The sequence below is a fragment of the Phreatobacter sp. genome (assembly GCF_016793595.1).
Taxonomy (GTDB): Bacteria; Pseudomonadota; Alphaproteobacteria; order Rhizobiales; family Phreatobacteraceae; genus Phreatobacter.
On sequence record NZ_JAEULY010000004.1, the window covers coordinates 120,787 to 133,509 of the forward strand.

16 protein-coding genes are annotated in these 12,723 nt (G+C 66.9%); 7 read left to right on the plus strand and 9 right to left on the minus strand.

What is annotated here, in order from left to right; genetic code table 11:
- Positions 1–30: 30 nt before the first annotated feature.
- Positions 31–633 carry a 2'-5' RNA ligase family protein gene (locus JNK84_RS04640; RefSeq protein ID WP_293421052.1) on the minus strand — a complete coding sequence of 201 codons (603 nt, stop codon included), beginning with the start codon at positions 631–633 and terminating at the stop codon, positions 31–33.
- Between the two features lie 192 nt (positions 634–825).
- Positions 826–975 carry a hypothetical protein gene (locus tag JNK84_RS04645; RefSeq protein ID WP_293421054.1) on the minus strand — a complete coding sequence of 50 codons (150 nt, stop codon included), beginning with the start codon at positions 973–975 and terminating at the stop codon, positions 826–828.
- A gap of 203 nt (positions 976–1,178) precedes the next feature.
- On the opposite strand from JNK84_RS04645, the gene JNK84_RS04650 reads away from it, so the two are divergent.
- A complete protein-coding gene (locus JNK84_RS04650) occupies positions 1,179–1,751 on the plus strand; it encodes a DUF488 domain-containing protein (RefSeq protein WP_293421056.1) in 573 nt (190 codons plus the stop codon).
- Between the two features lie 169 nt (positions 1,752–1,920).
- Here the strand turns inward: JNK84_RS04650 and JNK84_RS04655 are convergent, their stop codons facing one another.
- From JNK84_RS04655 to JNK84_RS04670, 4 genes are all read right to left on the minus strand, one after another.
- Complete coding sequence (locus tag JNK84_RS04655) at positions 1,921–2,136, minus strand: DUF2945 domain-containing protein (protein ID WP_293421058.1); 216 nt, start codon at positions 2,134–2,136, stop codon at positions 1,921–1,923.
- Between the two features lie 315 nt (positions 2,137–2,451).
- Entirely contained in the window at positions 2,452–4,020 is a 1,569-nt protein-coding gene (gene guaA / locus JNK84_RS04660; RefSeq protein ID WP_293421060.1) for a glutamine-hydrolyzing GMP synthase, read from the minus strand.
- A 17-nt stretch (positions 4,021–4,037) separates the two neighbouring features.
- Positions 4,038–5,342: an RsmB/NOP family class I SAM-dependent RNA methyltransferase gene (locus JNK84_RS04665; RefSeq protein ID WP_293421062.1), complete on the minus strand. Its 1,305-nt coding sequence runs from the start codon at positions 5,340–5,342 to the stop codon at positions 4,038–4,040.
- Positions 5,343–5,424: 82 nt separating this feature from the next.
- The gene (locus JNK84_RS04670; protein WP_293421064.1) at positions 5,425–6,657 is read right to left on the minus strand and encodes a GGDEF domain-containing protein; all 1,233 of its coding nucleotides are present in this window, start codon (positions 6,655–6,657) and stop codon (positions 5,425–5,427) included.
- Positions 6,658–6,931: 274 nt separating this feature from the next.
- On the opposite strand from JNK84_RS04670, the gene JNK84_RS04675 reads away from it, so the two are divergent.
- Positions 6,932–7,282, plus strand: a complete 351-nt coding sequence (locus JNK84_RS04675) for a hypothetical protein (RefSeq protein ID WP_293421066.1) — start codon at positions 6,932–6,934, stop codon at positions 7,280–7,282.
- Positions 7,283–7,373: 91 nt separating this feature from the next.
- On the opposite strand, the gene JNK84_RS04680 is transcribed toward JNK84_RS04675, so the two are convergent.
- The gene (locus JNK84_RS04680) at positions 7,374–7,793 is read right to left on the minus strand and encodes an MAPEG family protein (RefSeq protein ID WP_293423470.1); all 420 of its coding nucleotides are present in this window, start codon (positions 7,791–7,793) and stop codon (positions 7,374–7,376) included.
- Positions 7,794–7,993: 200 nt separating this feature from the next.
- On the opposite strand from JNK84_RS04680, the gene JNK84_RS04685 reads away from it, so the two are divergent.
- Together JNK84_RS04685 and JNK84_RS04690 are read left to right on the plus strand one after the other, a co-directional pair.
- Positions 7,994–8,395: a hypothetical protein gene (locus JNK84_RS04685; protein WP_293421068.1), complete on the plus strand. Its 402-nt coding sequence runs from the start codon at positions 7,994–7,996 to the stop codon at positions 8,393–8,395.
- 90 nt (positions 8,396–8,485) lie between these two features.
- On the plus strand, positions 8,486–8,641 hold the full coding sequence (locus tag JNK84_RS04690; protein ID WP_293421070.1) for a hypothetical protein: 156 nt from the start codon (positions 8,486–8,488) through the stop codon (positions 8,639–8,641).
- 7 nt (positions 8,642–8,648) lie between these two features.
- On the opposite strand, the gene guaB is transcribed toward JNK84_RS04690, so the two are convergent.
- Positions 8,649–10,142 (minus strand): IMP dehydrogenase, encoded by a 1,494-nt coding sequence (gene guaB, locus JNK84_RS04695; RefSeq protein ID WP_293421072.1) that lies wholly within the window; start codon positions 10,140–10,142, stop codon positions 8,649–8,651.
- 305 nt (positions 10,143–10,447) lie between these two features.
- Here guaB and JNK84_RS04700 point away from each other — a divergent pair, with 305 nt between their 5' ends.
- From JNK84_RS04700 to JNK84_RS04710, 3 genes are read left to right on the plus strand one after another with little or no spacing between them, the layout of a single operon-like run.
- Positions 10,448–10,912 carry a hypothetical protein gene (locus tag JNK84_RS04700; protein ID WP_293421074.1) on the plus strand — a complete coding sequence of 155 codons (465 nt, stop codon included), beginning with the start codon at positions 10,448–10,450 and terminating at the stop codon, positions 10,910–10,912.
- 60 nt (positions 10,913–10,972) lie between these two features.
- Entirely contained in the window at positions 10,973–12,115 is a 1,143-nt protein-coding gene (locus JNK84_RS04705) for an Mrp/NBP35 family ATP-binding protein (protein WP_293423472.1), read from the plus strand.
- Positions 12,116–12,123: 8 nt separating this feature from the next.
- A complete protein-coding gene (locus JNK84_RS04710) occupies positions 12,124–12,369 on the plus strand; it encodes a sulfurtransferase TusA family protein (RefSeq protein ID WP_293421076.1) in 246 nt (81 codons plus the stop codon).
- A gap of 6 nt (positions 12,370–12,375) precedes the next feature.
- On the opposite strand, the gene JNK84_RS04715 is transcribed toward JNK84_RS04710, so the two are convergent.
- On the minus strand, positions 12,376–12,669 hold the full coding sequence (locus JNK84_RS04715; RefSeq protein WP_293421078.1) for a hypothetical protein: 294 nt from the start codon (positions 12,667–12,669) through the stop codon (positions 12,376–12,378).
- Positions 12,670–12,723: the final 54 nt, after the last annotated feature.

Sequence of the window (12,723 nt, forward strand, 5' to 3'; positions counted from 1 at the left end):
TGCCGCGCGGCGCCCCTTCTGCGCGGGCCCCTACGGATCGGCAAGTGCCCAGCGCCCGAGCTCATCGTACCGCGCCTCGCCGTGGCGGCTGCGCACCAGCACGACATCGCGGACCACCCAGCCCGGCACGTGCTCAGCCGGGATGGGATCGACGCCACCATCGACATATCCAATCGTCAGGTGCGGCGTGAAACTGTCACGTGCGGCAGGCCGGAGGCCGACCGCCGCGAGCCTCTGCCGCAGCGTCCTGGCCAGCGCCGCCAAGGGCGGAATGCAGGGCGGGTCGCAGACCAGCGCCAGCGCCCGACGGCGGGCCGTGCCGAAGCTCAACGCCTGAGCGAAGCGAACGGGAATCGCCGCGACGTCCAGATCCGCGCCGGCGCGCCGGGCCTGACGCAGCGCATTCGGCGACAAACCGTCCCAAAGCCCGACGCCCGCCAGCGATACATGCAGCACGCGCGGCGGCCGCCAGGCGATACAAAACCGCTGTCGCGCCACCAGTCGCTGCCCGCAAGCGGCAACCGCAGCGGCGACTTCCGGCGGCGGCAAGGCCGTGAAAAAGACGGTGTCGCGGTTCGCCTGCGGCGGCAGGCCGAGTGCAAGCGAAAGCTGGCGACTGTCGGAAACGCGCATGAACCTGCTCCACGCCGAGCCTATGTTCATATTTTGTTCTCGTCTACTCCAGCGCATGGGCACTGGCTTTGACGGCGCGTTGAGCGGACGCCTCAGAGCACCGGCTGTTCCCGGCCGCCTCGCTCGTGCCGCCGCGCCCGCTCACTCTCGCTCCATTGCTTCTGACGGCCATAACTGGTTGATCTAAAATAATCATGACATCGCAAAAAATATACATAAATCTAAACCGCCTATACTCAGCATCACTCGCCCGGTCAATTCTTTAATTGCTTTGCCATCTATCAATACGTCTGCCTGATTTTCAGCACCGGCGCGTCTCTTCGGCTCGATGGGAAATGTCATCACCTTCCCTGACTGAAGCGACTTGAGGACAGAACTTGCCATTGCGAAGCGAACACGAGAAATGGCTGCACTCGGTAGCGCGACCATCCACTCCGAAGAAGCGATCAGAAATGACGGAAGGCCCCGCAATGGGGGCGCCCTTGGGACCACAACCTTGCAAATCGGCGCCCCGGAGCCAATCTCGTCGGCATGGTGGACGCTTCATGATGACCGGTTCTGCATCCGGGCGAGAACATTGGTTGCCGGGCACGATCTTCACGATCGGTCATTCGGCCTTGCCGATCGACCGCTTCATCGCCGTGCTCGACGTCTACGGCATAGAATTGCTGGCCGATGTGCGGACGGTTCCGCGATCGCGCCACAACCCACAGTTCAACGCCGATACCCTGGCCGCCAGCCTGGCGGACGCGGGGGTTGCCTATCAGGGCATGCCCGCGCTGGGCGGCCTTCGTCATTCCCGCGCGGATTCGCCCAATACCGGCTGGAGGAACAAGAGCTTTCGCGGCTACGCCGACTATATGCAAACAGCCCCGTTTCACGATGCAATCGACAAACTTGTCATGACCGGCAGGACGATGCGGACCGCAATCATGTGCGCCGAAGCGGTGCCATGGCGCTGCCATCGTTCGCTGATCGCCGATGCACTCGAAGTGCGTGGCATAGCAGCCGTTGAGATACTGTCCGAAGCGAACTGGCGCATGCATCATATGACGGCTTTTGCACGGGTCGAGGGAGAGGAGATCACCTATCCCCCTGAACAGGCGCCGTTGCTGTAACCGCGTAACACCCGAAAGCGGACCCGCTGGATTGTCTCCTGACCGAAACTGGATGCCGCTGCCGCATCCTTCGCCACGCAGCCGACCGTGGCTCGGCGAGAATCCGTGGTTCAGGACCGAACTGGTGCCGCCGGTTCAAAACCTCGTGCACTCTTTCAAATTCTGATCGTCAATCGGCGATCTTCTGCAAGGCCGTGCCCTTGTGCATGGCGACATGATCGGTCCGATCACTCTTGATCTCGTACTGCGGCACATCCGGGCTGGCATGGTGGATAAAGCCCTTGTCGTTCACGTCGGAGGTATGAACGGCGATGATCCTGCCGCTCACATAACCCGCTTCGGAATTCCACCGGACGTGATCTCCGACCTGTAGATGCCGAGTCATGCGCGCGCTCCTGTCATCGAGGTTGGCGCTCTTTTGGTCGCCATCGGGCCTTCGGCGAGCACCAGGATGAGCGGATGGTCGCCCGCCGCCGAGGCGTGGGGTTTGGGTGCAACGCGCAATCTCAGCCCGTGCCCGACGAGATGTTCAGTCCGTGCCCGACGAGATGTTCAGTCCGTGCCCGAGGACATGGACAGCGCCCGACGCGATCCGTCGATCATCGCCCCCCGGAACGCCATGCGAAAGCGGAAAGAGCAGCTCGATCCCGCTTATCCGCGTCTTGCTCGACAGGAAAGGAGCCCCCGTCGGCAGCGCCCCTCACTCCCACTCGATCGTGCCGGGCGGCTTCGAGGTCACGTCGTAGACGACGCGGTTGATGCCCCGCACCTCGTTGATGATGCGGGTCGCGGCGCGGCCGAGGAAGTTCATGTCGAAGGGGTAGAAATCCGCGGTCATGCCGTCGACCGAGGTCACGGCGCGCAGCGCGCAGACATGGTCGTAGGTGCGTCCGTCGCCCATCACGCCGACGGTGCGGACGGGAAGCAGAACCGCGAAAGCCTGCCAGATCGTGTCGTAGAGCCCAGCCTTGCGGATCTCGTCGAGATAGATGGCGTCGGCCTTCCTGAGGATGTCGAGCTTCTCCGACGTGATTTCTCCGGGGATGCGAATGGCGAGGCCCGGTCCGGGGAACGGGTGACGGCCAACGAAGCTCTCGGGCAGGCCGAGTTCGCGGCCGAGCGCCCTCACCTCGTCCTTGAACAGTTCGCGCAGCGGCTCGACGAGCTTCATGTTCATGCGCTCGGGCAGACCGCCGACATTGTGATGGCTCTTGATCGTCACCGAGGGTCCGCCGGAGAAGGAAATGCTCTCGATCACGTCCGGGTAGAGCGTGCCCTGCGCGAGGAACTCGGCGCCGCCGATGGCCTTGGCCTCCTTCTCGAACACCTCGATGAACAGGCGGCCGATGGTCTTGCGCTTCGTCTCGGGGTCGGTGACGCCGGCGAGTTCGCCGAGGAAGAGATCGGCCGCGTCCACATGGACCAGCGGGATGTTGTAATGGCCGCGGAACAGGTCGACGACCTGCGTCGCCTCGTTCTGCCGCATCAGGCCGTGGTCGACGAAGACGCAGGTGAGCTGGTCGCCGATGGCCTCGTGGATGAGCACGGCCGCGACCGACGAATCCACCCCGCCGGACAGGCCGCAGATGACCTTGCCCTTGCCGACCTGCGCACGGATCTTGGCGATCATCTCCTGCCGGTAGGCGGACATGGACCAGTCGGCCTTGGCGCCGGCGATCTTATGGACGAAGTTCTGGATCAGCTTCGCGCCGTCCGGCGTGTGCACCACCTCGGGGTGGAACTGCACGGCGTAATAGCTGCGCTTCTCGTCGGCGATGGCCGCGAAGGGCGCATTGTCGGAGGTGGCGACCACCTCGAAGCCCTCGGGCAGATCGGTGACGCGGTCGCCGTGACTCATCCAGACCTGGTGGCGGCTGCCCGGCTCCCAGACGCCGTCGAACAGGCGGGTCTTCTTGTGCACGTCGAGGAAGGCGCGGCCGAACTCGCGGTGATGGCCGGCCTCCACCCTGCCGCCGAGCTGCTGGGCCATGGTCTGCTCGCCGTAGCAGATACCGAAGACCGGCAGTTGCTCGTCGAAGATCAGCTGCGGCGCGCGCGGCGAGAAATCCTCGGTCACCGAGGCCGGGGAGCCTGACAGGATGACGCCTTTCGGCTTCAGCCTCCGGTAGGCGGCTTCCGCCGACTGGAAGGGATGGATTTCGCAATAGACGCCGGCCTCGCGAACCCGTCGCGCGATCAGCTGGGTCACCTGCGAACCGAAATCGATGATCAGGATCGTGTCGTGATGGGCGGTCGGGTGCTGGGTCATGGAAAGCCCCTAAAGGATCAGCCTTTGCGCTGCAAGATCGCGCAATAGAAGCCGTCGGTGCCAGTTCGCAGGGGCGACAGCTGGATGCCGAACCCGCGCGGCGAGACCAGATCGTCGCGCTCCGACAGCGTGTCGGGCGCCAGCGCCAGAATCTCGCGCGGATCGACCGATGTGAAGCCGGGATTCGCGTCGAGGAAGGCGGCGACCCGCTCGTCGTTCTCGCGCGGGATGACCGAGCAGGTGATGTAGCAGAGGCGTCCGCCGGGCTTCACGAGCATGGCTCCGCGGGCCAGAACGAGGTCCTGCTCCTTCATGCGCTCGTCGAGCGCGCCGGGGCGCACGCGCCATTTGGTGTCGGGATTGCGCCGCCAGGTGCCGATGCCCGTGCAGGGCGCATCGACGAGAACGAGATCGATCTTGCCGGCGAGATCGGCGAGCGGCTCGTCGCCCCTGCCCTTTGGGGTGCGGACCTGAACGCTGCGCGCGCCCGCGCGCGTGAGGCGATCATGGATCGGCGCGAGCCGGCGGGCGTCGGCGTCGGTGGCGTAGATCTGGCCGGAATTGTCCATCAGGGCCGCGAGTTCCAGCGTCTTGCCGCCGCCGCCGGCGCAGAGATCGACAACCTGGAGGCCCGGTGCCGCGCCGGCCAGCGCCGCGACGATCTGCGAGCCCTCGTCCTGAATCTCGAACTGCCCCTTCAGGAACTCGGGCGTCACCTGCAATGTCGGGCCGCGACCATCCTCTCCGGCGGAGAAGCGCAGGCCAGTCGGCGCGTGGGGGGTGATCACGGGGTGGAGATGGGCGAGCTCGGGAACGATGCGCGCGCGCTCGGTCTTCAGCGTGTTGACGCGAATGTCGATGGGCGCGCGCTGGCTGAGCGCCTGCATCTCGGCGACGAGGGTCGCGCCAAAGGCGGCTTCGAGATCGCCGGCAAGCCATTCCGGGAAGTCGCCGGCAATATGGGCGGCAGCGTCGTCGAGTTTCAGGGCCTTCAGGCGCTTCTGCTCGGCCTTGGACAATGGCTCGGGCGCGAAGCGCTCGCCGGTGCAGAGCGCCGCAATGGCGGCGGCGTCGAGCCCGCGCGCCAGCGCGAGGGAGCCGAGGAGGACGGCGCGCGGGGTCGCCTCGCCCATCACATGCGCGCTCGACGCCTTCCGGCGCAACGCGTCATAGACGAGGCTGGCGATCGCGGCGCGGTCCTTGGAGCCGGCGAACCGGTGCGCAAGGCCCCAGTCCTTCAGGGCATCGGGCGCCGGCCGGCGGCGGCCCTCGATATCGGCGAGAACCTCGATGGCGGCAGTGAGGCGGGCGGAAGGGGTCACGGCAACTCCGGCGGGGCGCCCTCGCCCCGCAAGGCCGTTCTGTTAGACGGATCGGCGGCGGGACCGCAAGGCTTGCGGTGCCTCAGGCCACCCGCACGGGCTGGAATGCGGTCACGCTGTTGCCGACAGGCGGGCGGACGCAGTTGCGGCCAGCCGCCTTGGCCGCATAGAGCGCCGCATCGGCGGCCGCAATGGCGGTTCTCAGGCTCTCGGCCTCTCCGAAACGGCCCGTCCCGACACCGATGCTGATGGTGACGATGCCGGCATGGCTGTGTTCGTGGCAGATGGACAGAGCCTCCACCAGCCGGCGCATGCGCTCCGCGACAAGCACCCCGTCCAGCATGTCCGCATCGGGCAGGATCGCGATGAACTCCTCGCCGCCATAGCGGCCGACGATGTCGACCCCGTCGCGAACGGCTTCGCGAATGGCAGCACCCGCCAGCGAAAGGCAGCGGTCGCCCTCGGGATGCCCGTAGCGGTCGTTGAAGCCCTTGAAGTGATCGACATCGACCATCAGCACGGCGAAGGGCCGCCGACCGGCCTCGGCGCCGGCGAACAGCGCCGCCGCGCGCACATCGACGCCCCGGCGGTTGGCGAGCCCGGTCAGGGCATCGACATGGGAGATGCGCTGCAGGTCATCCGCCGTCCGGCGCAGATCCTTGGCGACGAGATTGTCCTTGAGCCGCAGGAGGTAGGTGCGGCGAACATCGCGTTCGATATTGTAGTTGGCGATCAGCGAAACCCAGGCGGCGATGGCCAGCCCGTAGGAGGCAGCGGCCGCCGCTTCGTTCGGCATGCCGCTGTCGATGTAGCACGCGAGGCCATGAACCACCGCCGTAACCACGGAGAGGCCCAGCGCATAGGTGTAGGCCGGCCGCAGGACGGCATTGGCGTAGATCAGCACGATCACGACGAAATACTGATAGTGGGTCGCCAGCGGATCGGCGGAGACGAGGAAGATGGCGAGGATGCCGGCGATCATCGACGCCGGAACCGACGTGATGATCAGGTTACGCGCGACCGCGCCAAGCGGCCGGGCGAGGAGCAGCGAGGCGGCGATCATCCAGGGCGTGACCAGCGCCAGATGGATGACCAGTGCCAGGGCGAACGTGTCGTTCGCGAGGAAATAGTCGCCGACGAGGAAGGAATTGTAGACGACCACCGTGCGCGCGCTGACGACGCGCAGCAGCTTGGCGCGCCGCACGCCGAGGTCGGCGTCGAAGCGGCTTTCCAGCGGCTCGGGAAAGGCCAGATTCCAGCGCGGGCTGGCCTGGGCCTTTGCAATGTCGTCGGCGGTGACCTTGATGTCCTGCATCCTGACCGGCGGGAATGAGGGCATTTGCGCGGGCGAAGATGCGCCCGAAGCGTCAATAGGCGGCTAATTCGGTCAGTCGGATTTGCTGAAATTCCCGCCTTATGCGGCCCGATGGTTGATCGTTCCTTGCGCGGCGGCGGCTCCGCATACACGGCCCGGTCGCGGTTCGCCGTTGGTCCTGCAAAAAAATCGGCGGGCGGTTGAACCATCGCGCGACCAGCGGCCACCCATGGCCGAAGGGGTGACATCCTTCCCCGAACCCAAGGACCTCACCATGAACGCTCTCAAGTCTCTCGCTCTCGCAGGCGTCGCCGTTGCCGGCCTCGGCATGTTCGCCACCACTGACGCCGAAGCCCGCGGCTTCCGCGGCGGCGGTGGTTTCCACCGCGGCGGCGGGATGCATTTCGGCGGCGGCCGACACTTCGGCGGGCGCCATCTGCATCTGGGCCATCGCCACGGCTTCCACCGCCATCACCACCATCATCGCCACGGCTTCTGGCGCCACGGCCACTGGGTTGGCGCGGGTCTCGGCGTCGCCGTGGTCGGCTCGAGCTGCTACCGCTACCGCTGGACCGACACCCCCTACGGCCCGGTCCGCCGGCTCGTGAACGTCTGCGCCTGGTAAGGCCGCAGCCCGCAGTGCCTGCCTCCCGTTCCCAACTTGGCCCCGGTTGCAGGACCGGGGCCTTTTCCCGATCAGGTCTTTTCGCCCGCCATCAGAGTGCGGCGATCAGCACGCCGATCAGCATGGTCATCAGCACGATGCAGCCGAGGAAGAAGATGCCCGAACGGAAGCGCAGGTCGTTCGAACCGATATGGATGAAGGAATGGCCGATGCGCGTGGCGACGAACAGCCAGGCCAGCGTCGTCATCAGCCAGCCGGTGGCGCCGACATGGATCGCCATGATGGCCAGCACGTAGAACAGGACCGGCGTCTCGAACTGGTTCGAAAAGTTGTTGGCAGCCTGCTTTGCTCGCGCCGGCCATGCTTCGCCCGACAGGGCGATTTCCTTCAGCTTCACTTCGCGTCGATACAGAGCCTTGCGCCTGAAGAAGCCCATCGTGAGAAGGATAACAATGGTCCAGCCGACCTGCGCCAGCAAAGGCCAAACAAGCGAGGTTCCACCCGGATTCATCAAACCCACCGAATTTTCTCCCTACATTCCCGCTATGCGGCGATTTGTCTGGTGTGTCGCTAGGGAACCGATCATTATACAGGGAGGTTGGTCAAGGAAATACCCGATTTCATCGGTTCGATGCCGCCTAACGACGTGACTCGCGCGTCGGCGTTCCGCGGAAGGCAGATCTTCCGCCTCGAGTTTTGGGGAGACCACACATGCGTCTTACATCCTTCAGGAATCTGGCTGCGACGGCTGCCATCGGCGCTTTCGCTCTCGGCTTCACCGTCCTGGCCCCCGCTTCGGCCCAGGCTTCGTCGGCGGCCCGTTCGGCCGTCACCGCGCCGGTGATGGACCATGCAGCGCCGGTTGAAATGCAGCGCCGCCACGGCTTCCGCGGCGGTCCTCGCCATGGCTTCCGCCCCGGTCATCGTCATGGCCACCGTCATGGTCGCGGCTGGGGTCCGGGCGCTGCCGTCGGCCTCGGCGCCGCCGCGCTGATCATCGGTGGCGCTGCCGCCGCTGCCTCCGCTCCGGCCTATCGCGAGTGCTGGGTCGAGCGGCGCTGGGTCGACACCCCGTGGGGCCCGGAGCCGCGCCGCGTGCGCGTCTGCAACTAAGCAGCCACGCTTCAAACCTTGAGAAAATGGCCCGGCCTCGCCCGGGCCATTTTTGTATCGGGAACTGCGGCGCCAATCCGGAGAACGCCCATGGCCGCCGCCTCGATCAGCCGCCGCTTCATCCTCGTGTCCATGCCGGCGCTTGCGCTCGGCGCCTGCGCCCAGCCACGCGCGCAGGTGGACGAGACCCGGCCCGCGCCGCGCATCGTCGATCCGAAGACCGAACTGGAGCGGCGCGGCCGCTAGGCGCGCGTCAGACCCGCCCGCCGTTCGGATAGTTCGGGCTCTCGCGGGTAATGGTCACGTCATGGACGTGGCTCTCGCGCAGGCCCGCGCCGGAGATGCGGACAAACTCGGTCTTGGCGCGGAAATCGGCCAGATCCTTCGCGCCCGTGTAACCCATCGCGGCGCGCAGGCCGCCGACGAGCTGATGGACGACGGTATTGACCGGCCCCTTGTAGGCGACCTGGCCCTCGATGCCCTCGGGCACCAGCTTCAGCGTGTCCTTCACCTCGGCCTGGAAATAGCGATCGGCCGAGCCACGCGCCATGGCGCCGACGGAGCCCATGCCCCGGTAGCTCTTGTAGGAGCGTCCCTGCCACAGATAGACCTCGCCGGGCGCCTCGTCGGTGCCGGCGAGCAGGCCGCCGATCATGGCGACTTCAGCACCCGCGGCGAGCGCCTTGGCGAGATCGCCCGAGAACTTGATGCCGCCATCGGCGATGACCGGGGTGCCGGAGGCCTGCGCCGCCTCGACGCTCTCCATGATGGCGGTGAGCTGCGGCACGCCGACGCCGGCGACGATGCGCGTCGTGCAGATCGAGCCCGGGCCGATGCCGACCTTGATCGCGTCGGCGCCGGCGTCGATCAGCGCCTTTGTCGCCGCACCCGTCGCGACGTTGCCGGCGACCACCTGAACCTTGTTGGACAGGCGCTTGATGCGCGTCACCTGGTCCAGGACCTTCTGCGAGTGGCCGTGTGCGGTGTCGACCACCACGAGATCGACGCCCGCGTCGATCAGCAGTTCGGTCCGCTCGAAGCCCTGCTCGCCGACCGTGGTGGCGGCGGCGACGCGCAGGCGGCCCTGCTCGTCCTTGCAGGCATTGGGATTGGCGACCTGCTTCTCGATGTCCTTGACGGTGATGAGGCCGGTGCAGCGGTAGTGCTCGTCGACGACCAGCAGCTTCTCGATGCGGAATTGGTGAAGAAGGCGCTTGGCCTCTTCCTGCGTGACCCCCTCACCGACCGTGACGAGGCGGTCCTTGGTCATCAGTTCGGAAACCGGCTGGTCGGGACGGGTCGCGAAGCGGACGTCGCGGTTGGTGAGGATGCCGACCAGCTTGCCCGCCTTGCCGTTCGGACCGCGCTCCACGACGGGGAAGCCCGAGAAATTGTGCTTCCGCATCAGCGCCTGCGCGTCCGCCAGCGTCTCGTCGGGATGGATGGTGATCGGGTTCAGCACCATGCCGCTCTCGAACCGCTTCACCTGCCGGACGTGATCGGCCTGCACGTCCGGGTCGAGGTTGCGGTGGATGACGCCGATGCCGCCGGCCTGCGCCATGGCGATGGCCATGCGGTACTCGGTGACCGTGTCCATCGCCGAGGAGATGACGGGGATATTCAGCGAGATCGAGCGGGTGATGCGGCTCTTCACATCGACATCGCCCGGCATCACGTCCGACAGGCCCGGCCGCAGGAGCACGTCGTCGAAGGTGAGAGCTTCCTCGAAGGTCTTGATGAGGGCCATGGCCAACTCCGCGCGGGTTGAGGGAAAAACCGTCTCGGCCCTCTCGACTCGGCAAGAAGGACGGCGGCGGCTCGCTTTAGGGTTGGCGATGCCTGCTAACACGACTCGATGACGGCTCCAATAAGCGTTTTGCGGATTTTTCAGCCTTTTTGCCGGCACAGCCATGCGCGCATCGCCGCGACGCCATCCGCTCGCGATTTCGTGACACGGACAGCCACGGGCACGGCGCGCGTGGACATCCATATTCGCGATTGAACCATTCAGACCGCCACAGCGACACACGGGTGAAATATCCGGAGTCGCATATGTTTCTCGATCCTCGCTTTCTTGCGAACGCCACGATGATCGCTGCCCCGACACTGATGTTCCTCGCCGCCTCCTCGGTCCTGCTCCTGATGACGGGGCCGGGTCCGGCACGGTCGCAGGAGATGCAGCGCGTGGAGATCCGTGGCGGCGAAAGCATCGTGGTGCCCGGCGCCAATGGCCGCCAGATCACGCTCAAATTCTCACGGGTGATCTCGGACGGGCGCTGCGCCAGCGCCGCCGGCTGCCCGCGCGCGGGATCGCCGGTGGTCGAGGTCGAGGCGGTCGGGGCCGGCACGCCGACCTTCCGTATGTCGCCCGCCGCCCATCTCGCCGCCCCCTTCGTGCCGGTCCAGGGCCGCTTCGTCGCCTTCGGCGAGCTCGTCTCGCCGCCGCGCGAACTCTCCACCGCCAACCGCGCGCCGGCGCTCGACGCCTATGTCCTGCGCCTGACCGTCAGCCCCTGAGCCTTCCGCCCTTCCGCACTCCGGCCCGATGCCCTATGTGACCGGTGATCGGTCGAGGGCATCATGGTCACACGGGACGAAGTCGCGCGCGCACTGGAAAAGGTGAGGCTGCCGACGAGCGGGCAAACGCTGACGGCTTCCGGCCGGCTCTCCGACATTCTCGTCAACGGCGACAAGGTCATGGTGTCGATCGGCATCGACCCGACCGAGGCCGCCGCCATGGAGCCCGTGCGCGCCGCCGCGCAATCGGCCATTTCTGGCATTCCCGGCGTCGGGCAGGCGCTCGTCGCGCTGACAGCGGACCGGCCCGCCGAGCGGGGCCAGCGGCCACCGCCGGCCACCCAGCCGCACGTCGCGCCGGGCCGGCCGAGCCAGCCGCCGACACCGAAGGCCGCAACCCTGCCCGGCGTGAAGCATGTCATCGCCGTCGCCTCGGGCAAGGGCGGCGTCGGCAAGTCGACGACCGCCGCCAACCTCGCGCTGGCGCTCGCGGCGGACGGCCGCAAGGTCGGCATCCTCGACGCCGACATCTACGGCCCGTCCATGCCCAAGCTGTTCGGCCTGTCGGGCAAGCCGCGCGTCGTTCAGGGCCGGACCCTCGCGCCGCTCGAGGGCTACGGCGTCAAGGTCATGTCCATCGGCTTCATGGTCGAGGAAGAAACACCGATGGTCTGGCGTGGGCCGATGGTGATGAGCGCCATCACGCAGATGCTGCGCGAGGTCGCCTGGGGCGAACTCGACGTGCTGGTGGTGGACATGCCGCCCGGCACGGGCGACGCGCAGCTGACCATGGCCCAGGCGACCCCGCTTGCCGGCGCCGTGATCGTCTCGACACCGCAGGATCTCGCCCTGATCGACGCGCGGCGCGGCGTCGCCATGTTCCGCAAGACCGAGGTGCCAATCCTCGGCATCGTCGAGAACATGAGCTATTTCATCGCGCCCGATACCGGCAACCGCTACGATATTTTCGGCCATGGCGGCGCACGGCGCGAGGCCGAGCGGCTCAAGGTGCCGTTCCTCGGCGAGGTGCCGCTCGACATGAAGCTGCGCGAGCGCTCCGATTCCGGCCAGCCGATCGTCGCGACCGAGCCCGGCAGCCCGCACACTCTCGTCTATCGCGACATCGCGCGGCAGGTCTGGGCGAGTCTCACCGGCACCGGCGATGTGACGATCAAGGCCCCGCCGAAGATCGTGATCGAGTGAGCGGGACCATGGCCGACACCGCTTCGCCCACCGGGGAAACCCGTCTCGACCTCAAGGGGCTGAAATGCCCCCTGCCCGCGCTCAAGGCGCGCAAGGCCCTGACGCGCCTGCCGGCAGGGACGCTGCTGATCCTCGACTGCACCGATCCGATGGCGGCCATCGACATCCCCAACCTCGTGCGCGAGACGGGCGATGCGCTGGAGGGCCAGGAGCGCGCGGACGGCGTGCTGTCGTTCCGGATCAGGAAGGCGTGAGGCGGCTCACACCGCGCCCTGCAACACGCCGCGCGCATTGAAGTGGCAGGTGAAGGCGCGCTGGCCGTAGCGGCCGTGGCTGGCGAAGCCGCGCAGCTCGTAGCGCCCGCCGGCCGTGCGGGCGGCACGCGGTTCGAGGCTGATGGCGGCGCGGCGAATACCCATCATCTCAGCGGCATCCGCCCTGCACCAGCCGTGCATGGTGCCGTGATGATGGCGGCGGTGCCGCGCCTCCGCCGGGACGGATGTGGCGGCGGTGACGGCTGCGAGCGAGAGGATGACGAGGGCGGGCTTCAGCATGCGGATCTCCCGAAAATCTTGCCACGCCATTCAAACATGAGTTCCGTGTCGGTG